The organism is Woodsholea maritima DSM 17123, from assembly GCF_000382325.1.
In the GTDB taxonomy this organism is placed as follows: Bacteria; Pseudomonadota; Alphaproteobacteria; order Caulobacterales; family Maricaulaceae; genus Woodsholea; species Woodsholea maritima.
Genome location: NZ_KB908056.1, coordinates 380,350 through 404,216, shown reverse-complemented (window position 1 = coordinate 404,216; position 23,867 = coordinate 380,350). Strand labels below are relative to the sequence as shown.

The window sequence follows — 23,867 nt, the reverse complement described above, 5'->3', positions numbered from 1 at the left end:
TCCAACGTCTGACTGACAAAGGAAAATGCCATGGCCGGGCCCGGATATAGGAATGATCTCACCGATGTTAAGGGGCTTAAAGTGGGTCAGGCCCACAGTCTAGACGTAAAAACCGGGGTCAGCGTGATTGTCGGCGATCAACCGATGACCGCCGGGGTTGATGTGCGTGGCGGCGGACCGGGTACGCGCGAAACCGATACGCTGAATGCGGGCGGTCTGGTCGATCAGGTCGATGCTATCGTGCTGTCAGGCGGATCTGTCTATGGGCTGGCGGCCTGTGATGGCGTGTGTGCGCGCCTGGGCGCGATGGGGCGCGGCTATGGCCTGATGGATTTGCCCGGCGTACCCAAAAGTCCGATTGTGCCCGGTGCTATTCTTTATGATCTCGCCAATGGCGGGGATAAGGCCTGGGGCGATCATCCTCCTTACCGTGATTTAGGCATCGCAGCGTTTGAAGCCTTAAGCGATGGTCCGGTCAAACAGGGTAAGGCCGGGGCCGGCTATGGCGCACAGGCGGGGCAATATCCCGGCGGCACGGGCTCAGCGAGTTTTGTCACCGATGAGGGCTTTACAATTGCGGCGCTGGTCTGTGTCAACAGTTTTGGATCGCCCACCTTGCCAGGGACTGAGGCCTATTGGGCCTGGCCTTTGGAGATTGAGGGCGAGTTTGGCGGCGTGCGTCCGCCCGCGGATTATGTCCTCAACGGTGAGGATTGGGGCGCGGCCAAGGTTGAGGCAAGTCCACGCACCAATACCACGATTGGGGTGATTGCCACCGATGCGATCCTCACCAAGGATCAGGCGCGGCGCATGGCGGTGATGGCCCAAGATGGTTTGGCGCGCGCGCTGCGCCCCATCCACACGCCCTTCGATGGCGATGTGGTCTTTGTGGTCTCAACAGGTCTGAAGCCTCTAAGTGAGCCCCAGCCCTTCACCTTGGCGCGCCTGGGCAGTCTGGCGGCCGATTGTCTGGCCCGCGCCGTGGCGCGCGGCTGTCATGCGGCGAAAGGAGAGGGCTAGGTGTCTTAATTTAGAGCCTGGCGTGAAGCTAACATATTGATACATATGGAATAATGGTGCGCGCTGCATATGGCTGCACTTTATGTGCAGACCGGTGCTTGCCAAGTGCGAAACCCTCCGCTAGTTTCCGCGCCTCTTCAGCGGTGTTGGCCACGACGCACACACCGCTTGGCGCTGGTAGCTCAGCTGGATAGAGCATCAGACTACGAATCTGAGGGTCGGGAGTTCGAATCTTCCCCAGCGCGCCATTTTTACTTGTTCTCCTTCGCGTCCGCTCAGTCGATCCTCGCTCACGCTGCGGGCGGGCGGTCGCCCTTGCGAACCCTGCGGGTTCGAAGTGGGCCCGCCAAGGCGCGCCATTCCTCTTCAAATCCAATACGATGTCGCGAAGCCTGCGCGAGTGGGCAGATATGTGCTGTTACGCGGCCCTTTTTAAGAGCTAAAGTGAATAAAACCCCGCCCGACGGCGAAAGCACCGTAACGGGCAGGGCTTACAAAAGAGTGTTGAGGCTGATTAGAAGCTTGTTTTAAGTGTAACAAAGACTTCACGGGGTCGACCAATATCTAGGCCCCCTGAGTAATAAGCGCTGGCGTAGTAATATTTATCAAAGAGATTTTTTGCTTGCACGCGCAATTGAACAGGTCTTTTCATAATTGATGTATCATAACTGATACCCGCATCAACAACGGTGAAAGATGGAATAAAGCCGCTGTTTTGCGCATCAACAGGCTGGTTTCCAACATAGTTGACTTGGCCGTCGACTGAAAGGCCGGGTAGCGCCTGAATTTGATAGCGTGCGCCAAGAGTTGTCTTCCATTCGGGAACACTTTCAGTGCGTTTGCCTAGAGTCGTTTCATCGCTTACATCTTTAAGTTCAGTGTCAATCCAGGCCAGAGCGCCGGTAAGAGAGAGTGTGTCGGTTACCTGTCCGGTTAGGGTGAATTCCATTCCGCGATGGTGATAGCGCCCCGCACTGACATAATCATTGTCCAGATTGAGGTAGCTGGCGTCCCGTTTGATGTCAAAGAGCGCCAATCCGAGATTGAGGTTGGTCAGAAGGTCGGCCTTGATGCCAACTTCATATTGACGACTTTCGATGGGATCGGTGGGCTGATTGGCGTTGTTTGCGTTAAACGGTGCATAATCGCCTTTTTCAAGTCCGCGTGAATAACTGGCATATGTCAGGATGTTAGTCGTGGGGCGAAACATTACGGCCCCGGTCGGGACGAAGGTGTTTTCCCGCTGGGGCAGCGCGTCTGCAGACAGGTCGTCCGCCCGGTACCAGATGTAACGTCCCCCGAACAGGAGCTGAACCTGATCATTGAGTGTAACAAGGTCCGTGGCGAAGACGGAGCTTTCTTTAATACTGGATTTGAAATTAATCGCTTGTTCAGGGCCAAAATCATAAACGGGCGGTTGAACGGGGTTTAGAATATTGCCGACGGTAATGCCATTCATCCCTAAGGGGCCATCGGTGTCGACATAGTCCCAAAATGGGCTTTTATCGCTGAAGCTGCGATGAGACACGCCGAAGAAAACATCATGGCTGATGCCTTGAGTTTCGAATTGACCCGCGAGGTAGCCTTGAACGGACCAGGTCGTGAAAATTTCGCCACGAGAGGCGTAAAGATCGCCCCAACCAATATCGCCATTGGGCTGAATATCAAAAAGATCGGTGTAGCCGCCATTGCGCTCAACGCGCGAATAATTGGCCTGAAGGATGGTGAGCCAATTTTGCGAAAGCGCGAGTTCAAGCCGGGTATCGAAGTTTAATCCTTCGGTTTCATGACGATACCAGCTCCCTGTGAGAAGGTCGCGCCGGTCAATGCGGGGCGGCAAGATAAAGCTTGCTGGGTCAAGCGGGTCGGTACGCGGGCTTTGATCCGCGCGCAGGAGCGGGTCAGCAATGGTCGACTTTTTGGACCAGTCACCATTGATTTGAAGAAGCGCGCCCTCACTGAAGCGGATGTCTGTCGCGAGCCCGAAAAAGCTGCGTTCCATATCGCGCGCATGGTCGAAATTGCCGGTCTTTTCATGGCCTGCATTCACACGGACCCCCAGCGTGTCTTGCATGGTGGTTAAGCTGCCATCAAGGGCGATATAGGTCTGTTCAAGAGATGACCCGCCTAATGTCGCGGTTAAAAAGGGCTCTTGGGTGGGGCGTTTTAGAATATAGTTGATTGTCCCGCCGGGAGAGTTGAAACCGTAGAGGAAGCCGGAAGGGCCTTTGAGAATGTCGATACGCTCAACATTCTCCAACTGCACATCATGGTGTGGGGCCAAGGTCAGACCATCGCGTCGGATCGTGTTAAAGCTATCCATCGCAAAACCGCGCAACCGGAAATTATCGAACGCAGATCCGCCACTCGCACTGAGCACAGAGGGGTCTCTTAATACTATGTCTGCAGCGGTTCGCGCTGAGGCTTCAGTGATGGCGCGCGCGTCATAGCTCTGAATGGCCAAGGGAATCTCCATCACGTCTCTTGCACCAAAGGCACCGGCATTAATTTCATGAACGCGGTTGAGTGCAGGCGCAGTTACCACAATCCTATCGATGATCGGCGCGTCCTCACTGGGCTGAGCATAGATGGGGGGTGTTGTTAGAATTGAAGCGCTGAGGAGCGACAGTATGCGGTACATGTAAGAAGGCTCCGAAATGAAGGGTTATGATATAACATATCTTATTACATTTAATGTGCCGCGTTTAAAGGGGCGAGCTGCATCTCACCGCCACACGTCTTCATTATTGCGGGGTATTTTCTGGGCGATGATTGGAGCGATGGTGCGTCAGGTGTAAGAGGATTTATACGTGCGATCTAAGCGCGTCCCCCTCACACCTGCGACCAATAAATCTCGACCGGTGTTTGCTCTTGACGCAGAACTGCGCTGGCGGGATGGGCGATGAGGTCATCATTGTTCAAAAACTGATCTAGGGCCGCGCGCTTATCAGGTCCGTCGAGAAGGATCATGAGGGCGGTGCTGGCGATCAATGCGGTGTAGGTAAAGCTTATCCGTACAAAGGGTTGGGCGTTGAGATTGGTGGGTGCAAGCGGCGCGATAAGATCATCCGTATCCAGGGCCAGCGCGCGTTCTAGTCCTAAAGCATGGGGGTAGAGCGAGGCGATATGGCCGTCAGTGCCCATGCCCAGCAGTGTATACACCGGCCCCGTCATCATCGGCTTGAGGGCGTTTTGCGCGCGGGTGATGGCTTGATCCGCGCTTTCTCCGCGCTCATAGAGGGCCGTAAAGGGCGCATGTGCAGCCTTGTTCTGATGCAGCGCGGTTTTCATCACATGGGGGAAATCATCCATCAAAGCCTCAGGCAGGCAGATGGCGTCACTGGTGGTCAGCGTAATGCGAGGCCAATCCAGATCGCAGTGTGAGAGCGCGTCATACACCCCGCGCGGCGTGCCACCCCCCGCACCAATAAAGCAAGCTTGTCCGCGTTCTGCGAGAGCTGACCTCAACCGAGTTTCAATGACTTGGCAGAGTGCAACATCGCGGGCTTGGCGGGTTGGGTGGGTGTGAAAGACAAGGGGCAAATGCTGATGTCCTTAAACAAACTCTTACCAAACTAAAGCGTGCTTTCGCCCTTCATTCAAGGTCTGAAATTTGGATGCTGGGGCTTACTCGCTCAACACATGGGGGTAGTTCTCATCGCCTTGGGTGATGAAGCCTTCGGGGTCTTGTTGCCAGCGCTCTTGGATTTCGCGGTTGTAATTGAGATAGAGCCGGCCATCGACGATGTCCCAGGCCAGCGGATCGCCCTTCGCGCCATAGCCTTGCGCCATAGCCCAGGAACAATGCCCGCCATATTGCGGCGCATAGCGATCAGGATCGGCCAGGAATAATTCTAAATTGTCTTGGCTGACAAAGCGCCATTCAGCACCGCGCCACTGCGTGCGAAAATCACGATGGCCGCGGATGGCTTGGCCTTCGCTATGATAGGCCACGGCGTCATAGCCTTCCAGCGCCGTGTTGGAGAAGGTGCCGGTATAGACGGGGCGTGTATCGACCTGGGCACTTTGGGCTTGGGCCAGCGGGCTTAGAACCAGGGTGAGGCTGAAAAGAGCGAGCGCGCAGTATAACATATAAAACCTCCTATAATGAGCAGGTTCGTTATACAGGCTTTTGTGACGTCCATGTTTCACTGCGTCGGTTATGCGCGTCACGATTTTGAGAGGTTAGAGAAAGCGCTGAATGGTGCGCGCCACATCTGGTTTGTCACAGGTATCGCGTTCGGTGTGCTGCGTTGGTGCATCTTCGCGCCGGCGAGCTTCAAGGATGATGTCTTTCATAGCATCGACAAAATCGCTGGAGAGGTTCAAAGCATCGGTATGCTCTGTGAAGCCTCCATCAGCAGCAAGGCTGGCTTGACGGCCCCATTTCAGGGCGGCGGCTTGCTCGCCTGTTGTGTTGTCGAGAATTTCGGCGTCCACGCCCAATGAGCCGCGGCCCATAGGCGCGCGTACGGCCACGGGCAGAGCCCAGCCTGCGACCCAGGATGCGCTGGCGGCTGCAACATTGGTTGTGGTTAAACCCGTCACAAAAATGCGAATTTCATGGCTGGCCAAGCTTGGCTCATTGACAATACGCAATTTGGAGAAAGCAAAGCTGCGGCAGGTGGTCCCGCGTAATTCTTCTTGCAAGTCTTCGATTTGCTCAGGTGAGAGCCCACTGTCTCGGGCGACGCCATCTGCAATAATGACGGGGGCGATATAAAGCCCATCCATTTGGGCCAACGCAGTGTCATTGGCATATTCTTGAACGTCAATGAAGCCGCGCCGTCCTTCGTGGAGGTTATCATAAGTGGAGAGCTGAGGTTCTCCCTCAAAATTCGATGTGCACGCACCTTGCCCTAAAAATAAGGCGGCTAAAATCCCCACACGCCAAGCTGCCATGATCTGTTCCATCTGATGCATATCCCAAGACTGATTTAGTTCTTACGATGGGCGAAAATAGGTCGTGATTAGGGCTAAGTTGCCTTTTTTATTCGAATAAAAAATAGTGCGAGTGCTTGCTTTCTCTTAACCATAAATCACAAAAAGCACGCTGTTTTAGCGTGGCAAGCTAATTTTTTACAAACTCAATGAACGCATTAATTCTAAGTTAACCGGCTGAGGTGAACGTGCATAATGAACAGGGTCAGTGGATTCGTTAGGTCAAATCGATGGCAGATCTGCCAAAGGTTCAAAATACGGGGCGCACCGTGGGGACGATGCAAATTTCAGGTCCGGATGTGGATGTCACCCGTGCAGGCGTGTGGGAATGGGATCTGTCCGCGCACTGTTGGATTTGGGATGCACAAACCTATGCGCTATATGGGATCGACCCACAAGAACGTGGCTCACTTTATGAGCGTTGGCGCGGATGCCTTTGTCCTGAAGATGAAGTTCGGGTCTTAAAAGCGCTCTCCGATGCCCTTGCGGGGCAAGCTGAATTTTCGTGTCGCTTTCACATCTTTCGCCAGGGCGAGGTGCGTGAAATGGCCAGCACGGCGCGGATCCTGCGCCATTCACGCGGTGATTTACTTGTTGGCTTCGTCCATGATGTGACCGGTTGTCCAAGCGATGTTCATCGCGACATTCTTGAAGGGGGCCAATGGGAACAATCTCGTTTGGCGGCGCATTATGCGCGCGACGCGGTTGTGATTACCGATGGTCATGCGCGTATTGAATGGGTCAATCCCAGTTTTGAGACGTTGACGGGATACTCTTTAAGCGAAGGCTTTGGGCGCACACCCGGTGAGTTGTTGGTGGGGGACGATACTGATCCACAGACCCGGGCGCGTATTCTGACCGCCATCGCGAGTGGACAGCCGACACGCGAAGAAATCCTCTATTATAAAAAGGATGGTACGCCTTTTTGGGGCGAGCTTAATGTTCAAAATGTCATCAAACCCGATGGTGCGGGCACACGCACGGTAGGAATTTTACGCGACATTACCGATCGTCGCCAGTTGCGCGAAGAATTGAGCCGCCAGAATGCTTTGCTGGGGGAGGTCACGCGCGTTGCTGAAGTTGGGCCTTGGGAGTTTAACTCCACGACCCAGAGTTTTGACTGGACCTCTGTGACCTATGATATTTTTGGGTGGAGTGAAATTGATCCTCCCACTCTTGATCAGTTTTTGGGTCTATTGGATGAGGCAAGTCGTGACTGTTTGCAGGGTGTTTTTTCTGGATCGCCTTGTGAGGACGGTATTGAACATGTTGTACGTTTACCAAGTCTAGATGATACAGGGCGCTGGATTGCCATACGTGGACGTTGGCTGAATATTGCCTCGGATCATCCTCGTCTCATCGGCAGTGCTCAATGTGTGACCCAAGAGCGTGAGCGCGAAGGACGTTTGCGCGCCCGAGAGCAAGAAGCGAATGCGCGCGTTGAAACTTTGAGCCAAGCTCAGGCGCATGCGCAAGCGGTTAACCAGGCCCGCAATCGGTTCGCCACTATGCTCAGTCATGAAATGCGCACGCCCCTTAATGGTGTATTGGGCGCGCTTCAGGTCATTCGAAATACGACAGACCCTGATCGGGTCGACGGTCTTGTCGATTTGGCTGAGACGGCCTGTCATCAGCTTAGTCAGCTTATTATTCAGATCCTTGATTATGCTGAAATTGATGATGAGGGCTTGCTGCTTTCTCCAAAAACCTGTGACTTACTTTTATTGTTGCGTACCGTTTGGGAGCGTGAGCAAAGCCGAGATCCTGACCCTGATCGCTATGAAATGGATACTCAGGATCTTGAGAATGTCTGGGTCAAGGTTGATCCAGATCGTCTTGTCCAAATGATCAGCGCCCTTTTGGGCAATGCACGCAAGCATGCGCCCGACGGTCCGATTGTGTTTAAAGCCTCGCGTCATGATGGCGAAGAGGGCGCGTTGGTGTTGCGCTTGGACATCCAAGATAGCGGTTCGGGTATTGCGCCTGACCAATTTGAAGCCGCGTTTCAGCCTTTTGTTCAACTTCACCCTCATATGGAGGGCGGGTGTGAGGGTGCGGGGCTAGGCCTCGCCCTGGCGCAAAAAATAGCGGAGGCTTATAAGGGCCAAATCACGCTTCACGATGCGCCAGAAGGCGGGCTGCTTGTCCAGGTTAATCTGGTGCTTGAGCGCTCTCAAAACCCGGCAATAGAGCGCGCAAATGCCTCGGTGACCGGGCGCCGGCGCGCTTCAGCGGAATTGGCTGAGCGTCAGGTTCTAGTGGTCGATGATAATGCTCTCACCTTGATTGTGCTGCGTGAATTACTGGAAAGCGCCGGTGCGCATGTTGTGACCGTCAGCAATGGCGAGGACGCAATCGCCCAGGCCAAGGACAGCGCCTTTGATGCCGTTTTTATGGATATCCGCATGCCGAATATGAGCGGATATCAGGTTTGTGAAGCTATTCACACCCAATCTTCCAAGAATGCGAGCGTACCGATCTTTGCGCTCACAGCGGATGCCCAGGTGGGCGTTCGCAAAGCCGCGAAAGCGGCGGGTATGCGCGATGTGTTGTTGAAACCCGTCGCGCGCGAAACCCTGGTCGATGCCTTGTTAGATCTTCCCTTCCGTCCAATGGAGAAAGTTGCGTCATGATGATGTCTTCGCGTGCCGAATTTGCCTTGCGTGACCCTGGGGCTTTATCTGCCCTGTTGATCTATGATTGGCGGATGCGCCAATTGCTTACCGATGACGAAGTCCTTGGTGATCGTGCTCAGGCTGGTGCCCTGGAGGGTGAGGCCAGTATTAGCGTGCTGCGCCATCTCCAGCGTTTGCGCTGGATTACCGCCATGCATGGCGTGCGCCCCCATGGCGGGCGGATGCGCCTATGGCCTTTGGATGAGATTTTCAAGGTTCAGATCGTGCTGGATCTGCGCGCTTTGACGGGGGCACGTCTGGCGGCCTGTGTAGATGCTTATACCACGATTGCCCCCGATGCAGTTGAGAATGCCTTGGCTGATTGGGAAAGCTATATCGGGATGAGTTTGAAAGAGGCGAATGGCGTAGGTCAGATCGAAGGCGATACGCGCCGGCTTGTGACAAATCCGGACAAGTTAAACGCGTGTGCAGAGCGCTCTGTGGCGCGTTTTATTGCCCGCAATGACTTTGAAAACGTCGCCGCACCGGCCTTCCTGCTTTAATCGCTTCAGACTGTTTTCGGCACGGGGAAGGGGAGTTTGCCTCCCCTTCATCCCCACCGATTTAAAAGCCTTACGAATTCACTGGACAAGCCTTCACCAAGCCTCTCGAATGGGCACCAAGCTGCATCACAAGCGGCGCGTTCATAGGGAGAGAAAACATGCGTGAAGCCGTTATTGTATCCACCGCCCGTACCCCCATTGGTAAAGCCTATAAAGGCGCATTTAATAATACCCAGGCCCAGGACTTGGGCGGGCATGCGATCAAGCATGCGGTTGAGCGCGCCAAAATTGACCCGGCTGAGATTGATGATGTGATCATGGGCGCGGCGATGCAGCAGGGTTCAACCTTTCAAAACCCCGCGCGCCAATGCGCAATCCGCGCCGGTCTTCCCACATCCGTGGCGGGGATGAGTTTGGATCGTCAATGCGCCTCTGGCATGATGGCGATTGCGACGGCGGCCAAGCAGATCATTTCTGATGGCATGGAGGTCACCGTGGGCGGCGGACTTGAATCCATCTCTCTGGTGCAAGACGAGCATATGAATATCCACCGCGCCTTTGATCCCTGGATCAATGCGCATTGCCCCGCGCTTTATATGAGCATGCTGGAAACCGCTGAAGTGGTTGCTGCGCGCTATGGCATTTCGCGCGAGGCCCAAGATGCTTATGCCTTCCAATCGCAACAGCGTACCGCCGCAGCCCAGGCGGGCGGTAAGTTCGATGACGAGATTGTCCCCCTCGCCTCCAAGCAGGGCGTGATGAATAAAGAGACCAAAGAGATTAGCTTTGTCGATACGCTGTTAGACAAGGATGAGGGTAATCGCCCAGAGACGACTTTAGAGGGCTTGCAAAGCTTGAAGCCCGTCTTTGCCAACGGTCAGGTCATCCAGGAAGGGCGCTTCATCACTGCGGGCAATGCCTCCCAGCTCTCCGATGGGGCCTCAGCGGCCGTGTTGATGGAGGCGAAACGCGCCGAGAAGGCGGGATTGGCCCCACTGGGGGCCTATCGCGGGATTGCGGTTGCGGGCTTGGATCCTGATGAAATGGGGATCGGTCCGGTCTATGCGGTGCCGAAACTCTTGAAAGCGCATGGGTTGAAGGTCGAGGATATTGGCCTGTGGGAGCTCAATGAGGCCTTCGCCGTTCAAGTGCTTTATTGCCGCGATACGCTGGGCATTCCGGATGATTTGCTGAATGTGAATGGCGGGGCGATTTCGGTCGGTCACCCTTATGGCATGTCCGGTGCGCGCATGGTGGGCCATGCCTTGATTGAGGGTAAGCGCCGGGGCGCGAAATACGTGGTCGCCACCATGTGTGTCGGCGGGGGTATGGGCGCAGCCGGCCTGTTTGAAGTTTACTAACCAGGGGAAAGATAATGATTGGATATGTGACTGTAGGGACGAATGATCTCGATAAAGCTTTGGGCTTTTACGATGCCTTATTCCCTCTGCTGGGTGCGTCGCGGGTGATGGAATTTGATCGCGGCGTGGCCTATGGCACCAGCATGACGCAGCCAGGGTTTGGCGTTTTAACCCCCTTCGATGGGTCACCTCATACGGTGTCTAATGGCGGTATGATTGCGCTGGCCGTGCCCAGCCAGGCTAAAGTCGATGAGGTCTATGCCAAGGCCCTAGAGTTAGGCGGCCAAAGTGAAGGCGAGCCGGGCCTACGCGGAGGGGGATTTTATGCCGCCTATTTCCGTGATCTGGATGGCAATAAGCTCAATGTTTTTTGCATGGGTAAAAACGGCGAGAGCCACGATTAAGGGGGTCTGGTATGGACCCCGGATCAAGTCCGGGGCCGCGTTTTTTTATAAAGCATCCTCGCTTCGCTGCGGGCGGACAGTCGTCCTTGCGGGCCAAGACCCGATCAAACACTCTGCGGGTTCCCGGCCAAGCCAAGCGCTGAGCCGGGATCTATTGGGCGGGCCATAAAGGTCCATAGATCCCCGATTAAATCGGGGATGACAGGTCGACCCGAAGGGGCGCAAGCGCGAACGCGCGCCCGCAGCGAAGCGAGGACTTAAAAAGAACTGTCATGCCAGACGTGATCTGGCATCCATGCCGGGGCCTCTGCGGCATTGTCTTCACGCCCAGACCCTCGCTCATCCCTTCCGGCATGGACCCCACATCAAGTGTGGGGTGACAACCGTGGCGGTTATGTGCTCCTCGCCTTGCAGGGCGTGTCATCCCGGGCGAACTTTTGTGAGACCCGGGATCTATTGAGCGAGCCATGAAGGTCCATAGATCCCCGATTAAATCGGGGATGACAGGTCGACCCGAAGGGTCGCAAGCGCGAACGCGCGCCCGCAGCGAAGCGAGGACTTAAAAAGAACTGTCATGCCAGACTTGATCTGGCATCCATGCCGTGAGCTCTGCGGCATTGTCTTCACGCCCAGACCCTCGCTCATCCCTTCCGGCATGGACCCCACATCAAGTGTGGGGTGACATGTAAAGCATTCTCGTCATTGCCGATGCGAAGCATCTGGTAATCCATAGATCCCCAGACGCCTGCGGCGTCGGGGATGACATTTAGCTTGCATAATCCTCCCCCGTTGCCGGGGGAGGTTAATGCTTCCTATTCCTGTGGCTCCCAGCCAAAGGCGTATTGCATCAGGGCGTTGACGGTATTTTGTTCCATCACACCATTGACCAGATGGGCTTGTGGGCCAACGGCATACAAGATCACATCTTCGCCGGAGTGGGTTTCAGAGCCCATCGGGATAGCTGATTGCTGGCGATAGTCTTTATCCAGAACCTGCTCATCGGTGAGAACTTCGCCATCAGGATGACGCTGGTTCGGACCGGTGTAATAGCCAAGCGTGGTGTAGGGGCGACCATCTTGGGCGGGCAGGGGCGGGGTTGGATCATCGCTGAGATCAGGGGCGGGCGGATGAACCAGGCCTAGAATAGGGTTGCCGCGGCGTGGGTAACCGGCGATCGTGAAGACGTGACCATGGTCAGCGGTGACCAGGATCAAAGTCTCGCTCAAATCCACCTGATTGGCGGCATCTTCGATGGCCTTGGCAAAGGCCTGGGCATCACCCAAGGCGCGCGCGGCATTGGTGGCGTGGTGCGCATGGTCGACACGGCCGCCTTCAACCATCAAGAAGAAGCCCTCTTCATTCTGCGACAAGCGCTCGATGGCGAAATGCGTCATCTCGGTAAGGCTTGGCTCTGCGCTGGCATCACGGTCCAGCTCATAGGCCATATGTGAATTGGTGAACAGGCCCAGAACCGGGGTTGCATCAGTGGGGTCCAGGCTGTCAAAACCGGCACGGTCATCTACATAGACGCCGCCCTGCTCGCGCTGGGTCCATTCCTGGGTCAGGTCGCGATTGTCTTGACGCTGTCCGCCTTCCTCAGTGGTGAGGAAAGAGGCGCGGCCCCCACCAAGCACCACATCCACGCCATTGCCGTAGTTAAACTCGATCAACTGGCGGGCAATGTCGCGGCATCCGGCATCGGCCGCATCAGCGGGCAGTGCCGCATCATTTTCCCAATCACGATGAGGCACGTGCGCAAAGGTGGTTGCAGGCGTTGCATGAGTAATTCGCGCGGTAGAGATCACACCGGTGGATTTACCGGTGTCTTCGGCGCGTTCCAAAATCGTGCGTGGTAGAGCGGCATCCGCTGCGCAGGTTTCCAGCCAATTGCGAGCATAAACGGAAATCGAGCCATTATGGGATTTAACACCAGTCATCAGTGCTGTTGCTGTCGCCGCAGAATCAGGCACCTGGCCATTGTCAGAATAGGTTTTTATGGTGGCGTTATGGCCCCAGGCTTCGAACGGTAAAGTGTTGTCTTCCCCGCTCATCCCTTTGGATTGGCCATCATAAATGCGCGTGGCGACCACGGTGCCCAGGCTCATCCCATCTGCGATGAACAAGATCACATTCTTGGCCGTGCCGGTATATTCCGGGCGCTCAATACGCGCGCGCAATTCGTTCTGGGCGCGGGTGCGATACGCAGCGCCGGGGCCTTGGAACTCAACCTCATGAAGGCTTGGGCCTTCTGGCGCGGCCGGGGCGGCGGTCTGGCTTTGTGATGGTGGTGTGCAGGCCATCAGCGTCAAGGCGCTGGTCGCCAAAATCAAGCTGCGAAAGGTCATGTCCGTCTCCCCTCATGGTCCGAAGATGGACTTTGTTTAGCGCGTCTCTATGACAATTGCACGCCGCGATGGGGCTGGTCTGCACCTGGATGTGCGCGCAAAGAAAAAAGGCGTGCGAGGGATCCCGCACGCCTTGAAGTTTAAGTTTTTAAATCTGTCGCTTACCAGATTTTGACGCGCTGTTCAGGCGGCAGGTAAAGCGCATTGTCTTCGGTGACGCCAAAGGCTTCATACCAGGCATCGAGATTGCGCACGACGCCATTGACCCGGTACAGCGCAGGGCTGTGTGGATCGGTGTTTAACTGAGCACGCAGCGCATCTTCACGCGCTTTGGCCCGCCAAACTTGCGCCCAGCCCAGGAAGAAGCGCTGATCACCGGTGAAGCCATCAATCACAGGGGCTTCGCCGTTTTCATAATGCGCATCGGCATATTCACGCCACGCCGAATAGGCCATCTGCAGACCGCCCAGATCGCCGATATTTTCACCCAAGGTCAGGCGACCATTGACATTTTCGCCTTCGATCGGGCTGAAGCCATCATATTGGGCGACCAACGCATCAGAGCGTTCGATGAATTGAGCTTTGGTATCTTCGGTCCACCAATCGCGCAGCAGGCCCTGGGCATCATATTGACGGCCCTGATCGTCAAAGCCGTGGCCGATTTCGTGACCGATGACGCCGCCAATCCCGCCGTAATTGATCGCAGGATCCGCATAGGGATCAAAGAACGGGGCTTGCAAGATACCCGCCGGGAAGGTGATCTGGTTCATCAAAGAGTTATAAGACGCGTTGACGATTTGCGGTGGCCAGCTCCATTCGCGGCGGTCAACGGGCTCAGCTAAGTCTTTGACATTTTCCTGCCAGTTAAACTCAGCCATGCGCATGCGATTGCCGAAATAATCATCGGCGCGAATGTCGAGCCCATCATATTCGTCCCAGATTTCTGGATAGCCGATACGCGGTTCAAACGTTGAGAGCTTTTCAAGCGCTTGAACGCGGGTCTCATCATCCATCCAAGAGAGGTTTTCCAGGCGACCCCGGAATGCGGTGCGCAGATTAGCCACCAGCTCATCCATCTGGGTTTTAGAGCTCTCAGGGAAGTGGCGCTCAACATAGATCTGACCGACGGCATGGCCCAAGGCCCCACCGACCAGGCCAACACCGCGCTTGTCGCGGGGGCGTTGTTCTTCCTGACCGTTCAAAGTGCGGCTGTAGAAATCAAAGCTGGCTTCATCAAAGGCCGCAGGCAATTGCGAGGTGCGGTTATCAATGAAGTGGAAGGTCATATAGGCTTTGAGTGTGTCAACATCGGTATTGGCGAAAATTTCGCTCATACCTTCAAATGCGCTGGGCTGGACCAGGATGGCGTTTTCGACATTGCCAAGGCCCAGGGCTTCAAAACTTTCATGGATGTTGAAAGCCGGTGCGCGCTCAGCCAAGTCATCAATGCTGACGACATTGTAGGTCTTGGTGATGTCGCGCGAATCTTCGCGGCTCCAATGCACTTCAGCAATGCGGGTTTCAAAGTCGATGATCGCATCGGCTTTGGTCTCAGCGTCTTCGATGTCGGCAAGAGTGAAGAGGGTGATGATATAATCGCGGAATTTCGCGCGGTATTCTGCGAAACGCTCACCTTCATCGAGATAGTAATTGCGATCCGGCAGGCTGAGGCCGGATTGATAGACACGCAATGCATTAATTGATGGGTCAGACGGGTCGGCCCAAACCGGTAGCGCATAAAGTGAAGCATGCTGAACGGTTGCGAACAGAGCCGCGATATCATCATGGCTTTGCGCGGTGGAAATCTCTTCCAGATACGGTTGCAAAGGCGCGGTGCCTGCTGCTTCAATCGCGTCGGCATTCATCCAGCTGGCATAAAGATCGGACACCAGTTGGGCGTTGGAGCCTTTGGGCTGGCCCGTCGCGTCCGTGTCTTCGATGATCGCTTTGACCTGATCTTCAACCTTCAAGGACAAAACCGTAAACATGCCATAGCGTGAACGGTCAGATGGGATTTGCGTGGTTTCATCCCAAGTGCCGCTGGCATAGGCGAAGAAGTCATCACCGGGATGGACTTCAGTATTCATGCCCGCGATATCAAATCCCCACTGGCCATAGACCGGTGTCTCAACTGAGGCTTGCTCATGGGTTTGTGCATGTGTGGTTTGGTTTGCTTGTCCGCTGTCAGGCGTACACGCGCTCAAAGCGATCAGAACGAGGGCTGATGTGCCCAATAGAAGATGTTTCATGGTCTCTCCCCAACGCCTGACTGAAGTGTTCAGTCTTCACGTATGATCTAATAAGCCGCGAGAGTGTAATAAAATAGCAATGTCGACTAGTCCTGACTCACATTTATTGGATTACATAACAGTAAGGTTTGTAAAGAAAAGCCCGGTCAAAATTGACCGGGCTTTCAGTAAAGCTATTTATAATCTTTATCTTACCAGATTTTGACGCGCTGTTCTGGTGGCAGGTAAAGCGCATCGTCTTCTTGAACGTCAAAGGCGGCATACCACGCGTCCAAATTGCGCACGACATTGGCGCGATATTCAGAGGGTGAATGCGGATCGGTCGAAAGACGCGAGCGCAGATTGTCTTCCCGATACAGGCGGCGCCAAACCTGCGCCCAGCCCAGGAAGAAGCGTTGATCACCGGTCAAACCATCCAGTACAGGCGCTTCGCCGCCCGGATAGTTCTCTTCCACATAGTGGCGGTAGGCAGTGTAAGCCATTTGCAGACCGCCCAGATCGCCGATGTTTTCACCCAGGGTGAAACGACCATTGACGTGCTCGCCGGGCAGAGGCTCGTACGCATCATATTGAGCAACCAAAGCGTCAGAGCGCTCGATGAAGGCCTGATTGGTTTCTTCAGTCCACCAATCGCGGATCGACCCATCATAGTCAAAGCGGCGACCCTGGTCATCAAAGCCATGGCCGATTTCGTGGCCAATAACGGCACCAATGCCACCATAGTTGATCGCAGGATCGGCGTTAGGATCAAAGAATGGGGCCTGCAAGATACCGGCAGGGAAGGTGATCTGGTTCATCAACGGATTGTAAGACGCGTTGACGATTTGTGGCGGCCAATCCCACTCGCGGCGATCGACGGGACCGCCCAGATCTTCAATTTGTTGATCCCATTGGAATTGGGCAATGTGCATTTGATTGGCGAAATAATTATCGGCGCTGATTTCCAGACCGGTGTAATCATCCCAAATTTCAGGATAGCCAATACGCGGTTCGAAGGTTGAGAGCTTGTGAAGCGCACGTTCACGGGTCTCATCATCCATCCAGGAGAGGTTTTCCAGGCGGCCTTCGAAAGCGGTGATCAGGTTCTGAACCAGACCATCCATCTGCTCTTTAGAGCTTTCAGGGAAGTGGCGTTGAACATAGATCTGGCCTACGGCATGGCCCAAAACGCTGCCCACCAAATTTACGCCGCGTTTTTCACGGGGACGCTGTTCTTCGGTACCGTTCAAGGTTTTGCTGAAGAAATTGAAGCTGGCATCATCAAACGCTTTCGGCAGCGCGCTTGCGTTGTCTGACAGGAAGTGGAAGGCCAGATAGGCTTTCAAGGTGTCAACATCGGTGTCGGCAAACACTTCAGATGCGCCTGAAATCGCGCTGGGCTGTGCGACCAGGAATTGATCAACACTGTCTAGGCGCAGCGCGGCGAGGCCGGCTTCAAGGTTGAAAGCCGGTGCCAGGGCGATGACATCAGCCGTTGGCATCATATTGTAGATTTTCTGGATGTCGCGGCTGTCTTCCTGGGTCCAGTGGACTTCGGCAATACGGGTTTCAAACGCCATGATGGCTTGGGCTTTCTCAGCCGCGTTTTCGAAACCACCAAGGTTCAAAAGCTGTTCGATATAGGCGAGATAGGCGGCGCGATAGCCGTCTTGAGCTTCGCCCTCTTCCAGATAGTAATCCCGGTCGGGCATGCCCAGTCCGCCTTGACCGACATAAACGGTATAGCGGGTGGTGTCTGCCGGATCAGGGATCGGACCAGCGCCAAACGGTGAGGCGAAATGAACGGTCGCGAACAGAGCCGCGATGTCATCATGGCTGGACGCGGCGTTGATTTGATCCAGGTAAGGCTGGGCTGGGGCCAGGCCTGCCGCCTCGATGGCATCGGCATTCATCCAGCTGGCATAAAGATCGCCAACCAGCTGGGCATTGGTGCCGGTGGCTGCGTTTTCAGCAGCGGCATCGGTGATGATGGCTTGAACTTGGTCTTCGGCTTCATCGGCCAGCACGGTGAACATGCCATAGTTCGAGCGATCAGACGGGATCTGAGTGCTCTCCAACCAATTTTTGTTGGCATACATGAAGAAGTTGTCGCCTGGATCAATCGAGCGATCCATGCCCTCAATATCAAAGCCCCAGCTGCCATAGACCGGCGCATCGGCGCTGTGTTCGGCATGGCTTTGGGCAGAGGCTTGGGCGGCGAACGCTGGCGCGGCTGCGGCGGCCAGGATCAGGGCGCTGGTAGACAGTAGAATCCGTTTCATCGGTTCCCCCATAGGATTGTTTTTATCATTAAGCTATTAAAGGGGTCTCGCCCCTGTAATCAAGGGCGAGACCTGATAGGCACGTTTATTCTGACGCGTGGCGGGTGTGACCAAGGTCAACGCCATCCAGGGTATTGTGGTGTTCTGGATAGGTGTGGCCCAATTTCTCGGCCTTTTGACCGGTCCAAAGCGCCACAATCATCCGTTTAAAGTCGGCACCCAAGGCATAAAGCGCGGGCACCATGAACAGGGTCAGGAACAGGGCGAAGGCCACTGCAAACCCTAAGGCCACGACCATAGGCTTCAAGAATTGAGCCTGGGTCGATTGTTCGGCCATCATGGGCAGAATGCCCAGGAAGGTCGTTACTGAGGTCAACAAAATCGGGCGGAAACGCTGAACCCCGGCATCGACCAGAGATTGGAAAGCTCCAACCCCTTCTCGGCGTAGACGGTTGACGAAATCCACCAGGACCAGGTTGTCATTGATCACAACCCCGGCCGCGGCCCCGACCCCAAAGTAGGAGAAGAGCGCAATCGGCATATCAAACAGGAAGTGTCCAAAGACCGCGCCGGCATAGGCAAAGGGAATAGCGGTCATGATCAAGAAGGGTTGGGTGTAAGACTTAAAGGCGACCGCCAATAAGATATACATGGACCCCAAAACCAGGATCTGAAGACCCATGATTTCTTGCATGAATTCGCGTTCACCCTCGGCACTGCCGGTTTCTTCACGCGAAACCCCTGGGAAGCGTGATTGCCAGGCCGGGAAGAAGTTCTCGTTGAGATCATCCATCACGGCTTTGCGCGCTTCCTGGCTGGTCAGCTCGGCGCTGACGGTAATCGTGCGCATACGATCGCGGCGGTTGATCCGGTTCAAGCCGGGGGCGTAGTGAACCTCGGCAACCGCTGAGAGGGGCACTTCACGCCCATCATTGGTGCGGATACGCAGGTCTTGAAGGGTATCCAAAGACTCGCGCGTCTCACGCGGATAACGCACCATTACGCGGACATCTTCACCATTGCGCGGCAGGCGTTGAGCTTCTTCCCCGTAATAGGCTTGACGGACCTGATTGGTGACTTGAGCCAGGCTCAGCCCCAAAGATTGCGCATCCGGACGCAAGGAGATTTGCAATTCATCATTGGCCGCTTGCAGATTATCAACGATGTCATAGAGCACATCATAGGTGGACAAATGCGCCTTTAAGTCATCGGCCGCTTCCCGCAGGCGATCCAAGTCAGGGTGGCTGATCGCAAATTGCAAACCAGCATCGCCATCATTGATGGTTACGTCCAGGCGTACTTCTTCCGCATCCGGAATATTGCCAAGGTACTCACGCATAACCTGAGCCACATCACGTGTGGGCAGATGGCCCGGGCGATTTTCCGGCTCAACAACCGTCACCCAGGCGCGGATACGCCCATCGGTGGCCAAGGTTGAGCGGCTTTCGATCATGTCAATGGAGCCAGGATATTCTTGGCGATAATGCTCCAAGGTTTGCTCTTCAGCATGCTCTAGCTGCAGGCGGACTTGCTCGGTACGCTGCCAAGGCGTGCCTTCGGCCAGCTGGATATTGACCTGGATGGTTTCATTTTCAATTTGCGGCATGAACACGCTACCAACATGGTTGGTGGCTTGCAGGCCAATGGCCATTGCGAACACGCCGATGAAGAAAATGACGGTCGATAGACGCCGTTTCAGGGTGAACACCAAAGCCGGACCATAGATGTTCTGGGCAAACCAGATCAGGCCATCGGCAATGGCACGTTGCAGTTTGAACAGGGGCGCAAAGAAGCCATCCATTTTTTGTGGCTTCATATGGCCCAAGTGAGCGGGCAGGATCAAAAGCGATTCGATCAACGAGAAGCTCAGCGCACAAATGACCACCAGAGAGATCTGACGGGTAAATTGTACTTCCGGCCCGGTCAGCATCATCCAGGGGGCAAATACCATGATCGTGGTGATGACCGCGAAGATCACTGGCTTGGCGACCATTTGTGTGCCCACAATGGCGGCCGTCATCCCGGTTTCACCGCGTTCAACCCGGTTGTGAATATTCTCACCAACAATAATGGCGTCATCGACCACCACCCCGATCACAATTAGGAAGGCGAACAAGGACAGCATGTTCAAGGTGACATCAAAGTGCGGAAGTAACAGTAGAGACCCGCTGAACGCTACGGCGATCCCGACTGTGACCCAGAAAGCCACGATAGGGCGCAGGAAAAGCACTAAGCAGATCAGAACGAGGATCATACCGGAGGTGGCCGAGTTCAAGATCGTCGACATCCGGCCTTTATATTGCTCGGAATTGTCCCACCATTCAGACAGTGACACGCCTTCAGGCAGTTCAGCGCGTTTCTCATCCATATAGTCGTGAACGGCTTGCGAGACATCGACCACATCCATGTTTTGTGTGGTCAAGACCACGATCAAGGCCATGGGTTCTGAATTGAACGTTCCGATCAGGTTTTGATCGACGAAACCGTCGATCACGGTGGCGACATCGCCCACGCGAATGGTTCCGCCATCAGGAGTTTGGCGCACGATGATGTTTTCGAAGTCTTGCTTGGAATCGGCCAACTGACGCGAGGTCAAAGGCACATCGCCCAATTCGGTGCGAACATTACCGGCAGACGCGTTCAAAGATGAAGAACGAACCGCATTGGCGACATCATCAAAGGTCAAATTATAGCGTTGCATCGCCTCTTCAGAGAGTTCGATGGCAACTTCTTCGCCGAGGGTCGCCCACACATTGACCAAAGATGCGCCGGTAACATTGGCCGCGACTTCATCGCGGATTTCTTCGGCCAGACGTTGCAAATCACGGCGCGGATAGGTGGCGCTGTGAAGGGCATAGCCCACGACCTGATCTTGTGAGCGCCATTGCTCCACGATCGGGCGATAGGCCGAAGGCGGCATATTGTTGACTGAATCGATGCGCAGTTTGACGTCATCAATAAAAGTACTCAGATCGGCAGAGCGTTTGGCTTCGATATTGATCGAAGCGGCGCTTTCGCGTGCGGTCGATTCAATGGTTTTGATGGTCTCAAGATCGGATAGAGATTCTTCAATCCGTACGATGATTTGTTCTTCAATCTCTTGTGGCGAAGCGCCTGGCCAGACCACAGTGATCGAAGCCCCATTGAAGGGCACCGTTGGATAGACTTGGCGGCTCATCTGGAAATAGCCCATGATACCGCCGACGATTGCAACCAACATCAAGAGGTTGGCCGCGACCCCGTTTTGAGCCCACCAGGCAATAATGCCTTTGTGCTCGGTTTCTGGGGCCTCGTGGGCATCGTTGTGATGGTCATCACTCATTTTATGTCTCCTCACCCATTCCTAGCTAAGCCCTAGTCAGCGTGCGCGACTGAGCTATCGCCTTCGGCGGGGGGTGTGTTTTCAGCGGTTTGGGTCAGATCGGCAGACAGCGCTTCGATCGGTTGACCATCGGCACCAATGCTTTGAATGGGCATGCCATTGGTGGCAGAGCGCACGGGCGATGTGATCACCATGTCGCCATCGCTGACCCCAGAGGTCAAAATCACATACTCATGATTGCTGGTGACGACAGCCACGGTGCGGATGGACAGGCGCCCACCTTGTTCGGCAACATAGACATTATTTTCACCGCGCAGCGCAGAGCGCGGCAGGCGGATCGAATTGTCCAGGGTGCGTCCTTCGATCTGGGCGTTGACGAACATGCCAACAGGTAAAGGCGTACCGTTGTCGGCACCGGCTCCATAGGGATCATTCAATTGGGCGATGGCGTAGAGGACGCGGGTTTGAGGATCAATCGAGCTGTCTGTACGCACCAAACGTGCCTGCCAATGGCGTTCCTGCCCGGCCAGGATCGCGCTTAAAGTCACGCTAGGCCCCGGTCTGGCTTCGCTTTCCATAAAGGCGACAGGGATGCCCAGCAATGCCAATTGGTTGTCCGTTAGGGGCAAACGTATTTCGATGGTATCCGATGAAAAGATCTGCCCCAATTCGGCGCCCGGGCCGACATATTGGCCCAAATCGGCAGATTTTGAACGCACGCGTCCTGCAAACGGAGCAAAAATCCGTGTGCGCGACAGGTTCAGGCGGGCTTCTTGAAGGCTGGCTTCTGCCGCGGCCAATTGCGCGCGGGCTTCGGCCAGTTGGGGTTCACGCAAGGTCAAGGTTGAGGCTTCTCCTTCACCCAGGCTTTCCCATTCTTGGCGCGCAAGTTCAGATTCGGCCTCTTCGCGGATCAAGGCTTGACGGGCCTGGGCCACACTGGCTTCAGCACGCGTGACGGCCAGGCGATAATCGGCATCTTCAATGCGCACCAGAACTTCGTTAGCTTCAAAGAACCCGCCTTGCACAAAGTTTGGGTTCACATAGGCAATCCGGCCCGCGACTTGCGGAACCAGGCTGATCTCAGTGAGCGGACGTGCTTCGCCCTGGCTTGATACGGTGAGGGCTACCGGCTCGCGTTCTGCCTCCGCCACGAAGACGGCCACAGGGCGGGGCCTCGCATCGGCTTTTTCCGGCTTGGGTGCCAGCGTTGCCATCACAATAAATAAGAAGATAAACCCGGCGATAATCGCCACGGGTAGACCAACGATTAGTAACCGTCCCATTGTTTTTGACATGACCAACCTCTTTATTAGTTTTCTTGACCGCTGAGCGCTTGACCCAAGGCAAAATCCCCTGCCATGGCGATGTGTAGCGCAACGCGGTTACTGGCGCGTTCTTGGCGCGCGTTGATGAGAGCCGAACGTGCTGAGATCGCGCGTGACTGGGCATCTAGCAATTCTACAATGCCGGCGACACCGCTGGCATATTGACGTTCGACGAGTTCTTGAGCTGCGGCAGCTTCTTCATGAGCTGTTTCTAAGGCCGCGACACGTTCAGCCAACATTTGGTCGGCAAACAGGGCGTTTTCTGTTTCCTGAAAGGCCGCCAGGGCTGTACGTGTGTAGTCAATCGCTGCACTTTCGGCGTTCGCAAGCGCTTGATCGCGTTGGGCGCGCAAGGCTCCGCCATTGAAGATCGGGGCGGCGATATTGCCGACAATCGTATTGACGAGATTGCTGGTCGAGAAGATCTCGCCAAACTCGCTATCACTATTGCCCAGGCTGGCCTTCAAGGTCAGGCTGGGATAGAGCGCCTTACGGGCCGCTTCAGCGGAATATCCTGCCGAGCGAAGCCGGGCTTCGGCGGCCAGAATATCAGGGCGACGCGCCAAGAGACTTTCAGGCGTTAAGCTAGAGGGCGCATCCCCGATGGAGGGCAGATCCCCGCCATGGGCCAGGCTGGCCGAAGGATAGCGCCCTAGCAAGGTTTCAAGACTGCGCACAGTGGCGGCTTCCGCGCGCTGCTGCGCGGCATAGCTCGCTTCAGAGCTGGCCAAAACCGAGCGCGCCGTACGCACGTCTGACGAACGCACGACCCCGCGCGCAAAGCGACGCTCGACAATGTCGAGCTGGCGTTGGCGGGTTTCGACATCAAACAGAGCGAGCTCTGTTTGCTGGCGGGCCTCAAGGACCTGGAACCAGGACTGGGCGACAGCCCCAGCCAAAGACAGGCGCGCTGCGGCTAAATCTTGCGCCGCCGCTTCAGCACTGAAATGACCCGCCTTGGCCTGATCGGCGACCTTTTGCCAGATATCCGCTTCCCAGCTGGCATTGACGCCTAGGCTGTAGCTTTCGGTCGCTGGGCCATTATCGGAATCGGTGCGACTGGCCTCGAGGCCCGCGTTTAAGGATGGCAATCGGTCAGCCCCAGCCAGGCGTGCCCCGGCGCGTGCGCGGGCCAGATCGGCTTGCGCAGCCAGAATAGTGGGGCTGGCGTTGAGGGCTTCTTCAATTAAAGCCGTTAGTTGAGGGTCGTTAAACTGCGCAACCCAATTGGTTTCAACATAACGCCCAGGGCTTGCGTTTTGCGAGGCAAACTGCGCGGGCGCGTCTAAATTTGGCGGGCTAGTTAAAGCCCCTGTGCCGGCACAAGCGGTTAGGCTGAGTGCGGCGGTGATCATCAAACTCTGCCGGAGCATCCGGCGTCCTCCCATTTCAAATCCAAGCATGATGGCAACCTAGCTCACTCTTTTTGAATGTCAACAAAAGTTTATCGAAAAACGC

The 23,867-nt window shown here is 55.3% G+C and carries 15 protein-coding genes and 1 tRNA gene; 6 read left to right on the top strand and 10 right to left on the bottom strand.

All coding sequences use genetic code 11. The features are described 5' to 3' along the window. Positions 1 to 30 precede the first annotated feature (30 nt). Entirely contained in the window at positions 31 to 1,020 is a 990-nt protein-coding gene (locus tag H151_RS0101980) for a P1 family peptidase (protein WP_019959945.1), read from the top strand. A 171-nt stretch (positions 1,021 to 1,191) separates the two neighbouring features. Further along, positions 1,192 to 1,268 (top strand) — tRNA-Arg (locus H151_RS0101975). A gap of 266 nt (positions 1,269 to 1,534) precedes the next feature. On the opposite strand, the gene H151_RS0101970 is transcribed toward H151_RS0101975, so the two are convergent. The 4 genes from H151_RS0101970 to H151_RS0101955 all read right to left on the bottom strand — a co-directional run bounded on the left by H151_RS0101970 (position 1,535) and on the right by H151_RS0101955 (position 5,922). Beyond that, a complete protein-coding gene (locus tag H151_RS0101970; protein WP_083918359.1) occupies positions 1,535 to 3,661 on the bottom strand; it encodes a TonB-dependent receptor in 2,127 nt (708 codons plus the stop codon). Between the two features lie 191 nt (positions 3,662 to 3,852). Beyond that, a complete protein-coding gene (locus tag H151_RS0101965; protein WP_019959943.1) occupies positions 3,853 to 4,563 on the bottom strand; it encodes a 6-phosphogluconolactonase in 711 nt (236 codons plus the stop codon). Positions 4,564 to 4,647: 84 nt separating this feature from the next. Next, the gene (locus H151_RS0101960) at positions 4,648 to 5,112 is read right to left on the bottom strand and encodes a YHS domain-containing (seleno)protein (protein WP_019959942.1); all 465 of its coding nucleotides are present in this window, start codon (positions 5,110 to 5,112) and stop codon (positions 4,648 to 4,650) included. 93 nt (positions 5,113 to 5,205) lie between these two features. After that, positions 5,206 to 5,922 (bottom strand): DUF3313 family protein, encoded by a 717-nt coding sequence (locus tag H151_RS0101955; protein ID WP_169336690.1) that lies wholly within the window; start codon positions 5,920 to 5,922, stop codon positions 5,206 to 5,208. 269 nt (positions 5,923 to 6,191) lie between these two features. On the opposite strand from H151_RS0101955, the gene H151_RS0101950 reads away from it, so the two are divergent. From H151_RS0101950 to H151_RS0101935, 4 genes are all read left to right on the top strand, one after another. Further along, complete coding sequence (locus H151_RS0101950; RefSeq protein WP_019959941.1) at positions 6,192 to 8,594, top strand: response regulator; 2,403 nt, start codon at positions 6,192 to 6,194, stop codon at positions 8,592 to 8,594. Further along, positions 8,591 to 9,139 carry a hypothetical protein gene (locus H151_RS0101945; protein WP_019959940.1) on the top strand — a complete coding sequence of 183 codons (549 nt, stop codon included), beginning with the start codon at positions 8,591 to 8,593 and terminating at the stop codon, positions 9,137 to 9,139. The genes H151_RS0101950 and H151_RS0101945 overlap by 4 nt, the downstream gene beginning before the upstream one ends. Positions 9,140 to 9,297: 158 nt before the next feature. Continuing rightward, the gene (locus tag H151_RS0101940) at positions 9,298 to 10,500 is read left to right on the top strand and encodes an acetyl-CoA C-acyltransferase (RefSeq protein WP_019959939.1); all 1,203 of its coding nucleotides are present in this window, start codon (positions 9,298 to 9,300) and stop codon (positions 10,498 to 10,500) included. A gap of 14 nt (positions 10,501 to 10,514) precedes the next feature. After that, on the top strand, positions 10,515 to 10,904 hold the full coding sequence (locus H151_RS0101935; RefSeq protein WP_019959938.1) for a VOC family protein: 390 nt from the start codon (positions 10,515 to 10,517) through the stop codon (positions 10,902 to 10,904). An 812-nt stretch (positions 10,905 to 11,716) separates the two neighbouring features. Here the strand turns inward: H151_RS0101935 and H151_RS0101930 are convergent. The 6 genes from H151_RS0101930 to H151_RS0101905 form a co-directional block, all read right to left on the bottom strand. Continuing rightward, a complete protein-coding gene (locus tag H151_RS0101930; protein ID WP_019959937.1) occupies positions 11,717 to 13,249 on the bottom strand; it encodes an alkaline phosphatase in 1,533 nt (510 codons plus the stop codon). 161 nt (positions 13,250 to 13,410) lie between these two features. Beyond that, on the bottom strand, positions 13,411 to 15,498 hold the full coding sequence (locus tag H151_RS0101925) for a M13 family metallopeptidase (RefSeq protein WP_019959936.1): 2,088 nt from the start codon (positions 15,496 to 15,498) through the stop codon (positions 13,411 to 13,413). A 191-nt stretch (positions 15,499 to 15,689) separates the two neighbouring features. Beyond that, a complete protein-coding gene (locus H151_RS0101920; protein ID WP_026353764.1) occupies positions 15,690 to 17,759 on the bottom strand; it encodes a M13 family metallopeptidase in 2,070 nt (689 codons plus the stop codon). An 85-nt stretch (positions 17,760 to 17,844) separates the two neighbouring features. After that, complete coding sequence (locus H151_RS0101915; protein WP_019959934.1) at positions 17,845 to 21,081, bottom strand: efflux RND transporter permease subunit; 3,237 nt, start codon at positions 21,079 to 21,081, stop codon at positions 17,845 to 17,847. Between the two features lie 32 nt (positions 21,082 to 21,113). Continuing rightward, positions 21,114 to 22,379: an efflux RND transporter periplasmic adaptor subunit gene (locus tag H151_RS0101910; protein WP_019959933.1), complete on the bottom strand. Its 1,266-nt coding sequence runs from the start codon at positions 22,377 to 22,379 to the stop codon at positions 21,114 to 21,116. A 14-nt stretch (positions 22,380 to 22,393) separates the two neighbouring features. Beyond that, positions 22,394 to 23,782 (bottom strand): efflux transporter outer membrane subunit, encoded by a 1,389-nt coding sequence (locus tag H151_RS0101905; protein WP_019959932.1) that lies wholly within the window; start codon positions 23,780 to 23,782, stop codon positions 22,394 to 22,396. Between the last annotated feature and the right edge of the window lie 85 nt (positions 23,783 to 23,867).

Coding starts and splice junctions, on each gene's coding strand:
- H151_RS0101980 (WP_019959945.1), top strand. CDS start 31: ATGGCCGGGCCCGGATATAGGAATGATCTCACCGATGTTAAGGGGCTT.
- H151_RS0101970 (WP_083918359.1), bottom strand. CDS start 3,661: ATGTACCGCATACTGTCGCTCCTCAGCGCTTCAATTCTAACAACACCC.
- H151_RS0101960 (WP_019959942.1), bottom strand. CDS start 5,112: ATGTTATACTGCGCGCTCGCTCTTTTCAGCCTCACCCTGGTTCTAAGC.
- H151_RS0101955 (WP_169336690.1), bottom strand. CDS start 5,922: ATGGCAGCTTGGCGTGTGGGGATTTTAGCCGCCTTATTTTTAGGGCAA.
- H151_RS0101950 (WP_019959941.1), top strand. CDS start 6,192: ATGGCAGATCTGCCAAAGGTTCAAAATACGGGGCGCACCGTGGGGACG.
- H151_RS0101945 (WP_019959940.1), top strand. CDS start 8,591: ATGATGATGTCTTCGCGTGCCGAATTTGCCTTGCGTGACCCTGGGGCT.
- H151_RS0101940 (WP_019959939.1), top strand. CDS start 9,298: ATGCGTGAAGCCGTTATTGTATCCACCGCCCGTACCCCCATTGGTAAA.
- H151_RS0101935 (WP_019959938.1), top strand. CDS start 10,515: ATGATTGGATATGTGACTGTAGGGACGAATGATCTCGATAAAGCTTTG.
- H151_RS0101930 (WP_019959937.1), bottom strand. CDS start 13,249: ATGACCTTTCGCAGCTTGATTTTGGCGACCAGCGCCTTGACGCTGATG.
- H151_RS0101925 (WP_019959936.1), bottom strand. CDS start 15,498: ATGAAACATCTTCTATTGGGCACATCAGCCCTCGTTCTGATCGCTTTG.
- H151_RS0101920 (WP_026353764.1), bottom strand. CDS start 17,759: ATGAAACGGATTCTACTGTCTACCAGCGCCCTGATCCTGGCCGCCGCA.
- H151_RS0101915 (WP_019959934.1), bottom strand. CDS start 21,081: ATGAGTGATGACCATCACAACGATGCCCACGAGGCCCCAGAAACCGAG.
- H151_RS0101910 (WP_019959933.1), bottom strand. CDS start 22,379: ATGTCAAAAACAATGGGACGGTTACTAATCGTTGGTCTACCCGTGGCG.
- H151_RS0101905 (WP_019959932.1), bottom strand. CDS start 23,782: ATGCTCCGGCAGAGTTTGATGATCACCGCCGCACTCAGCCTAACCGCT.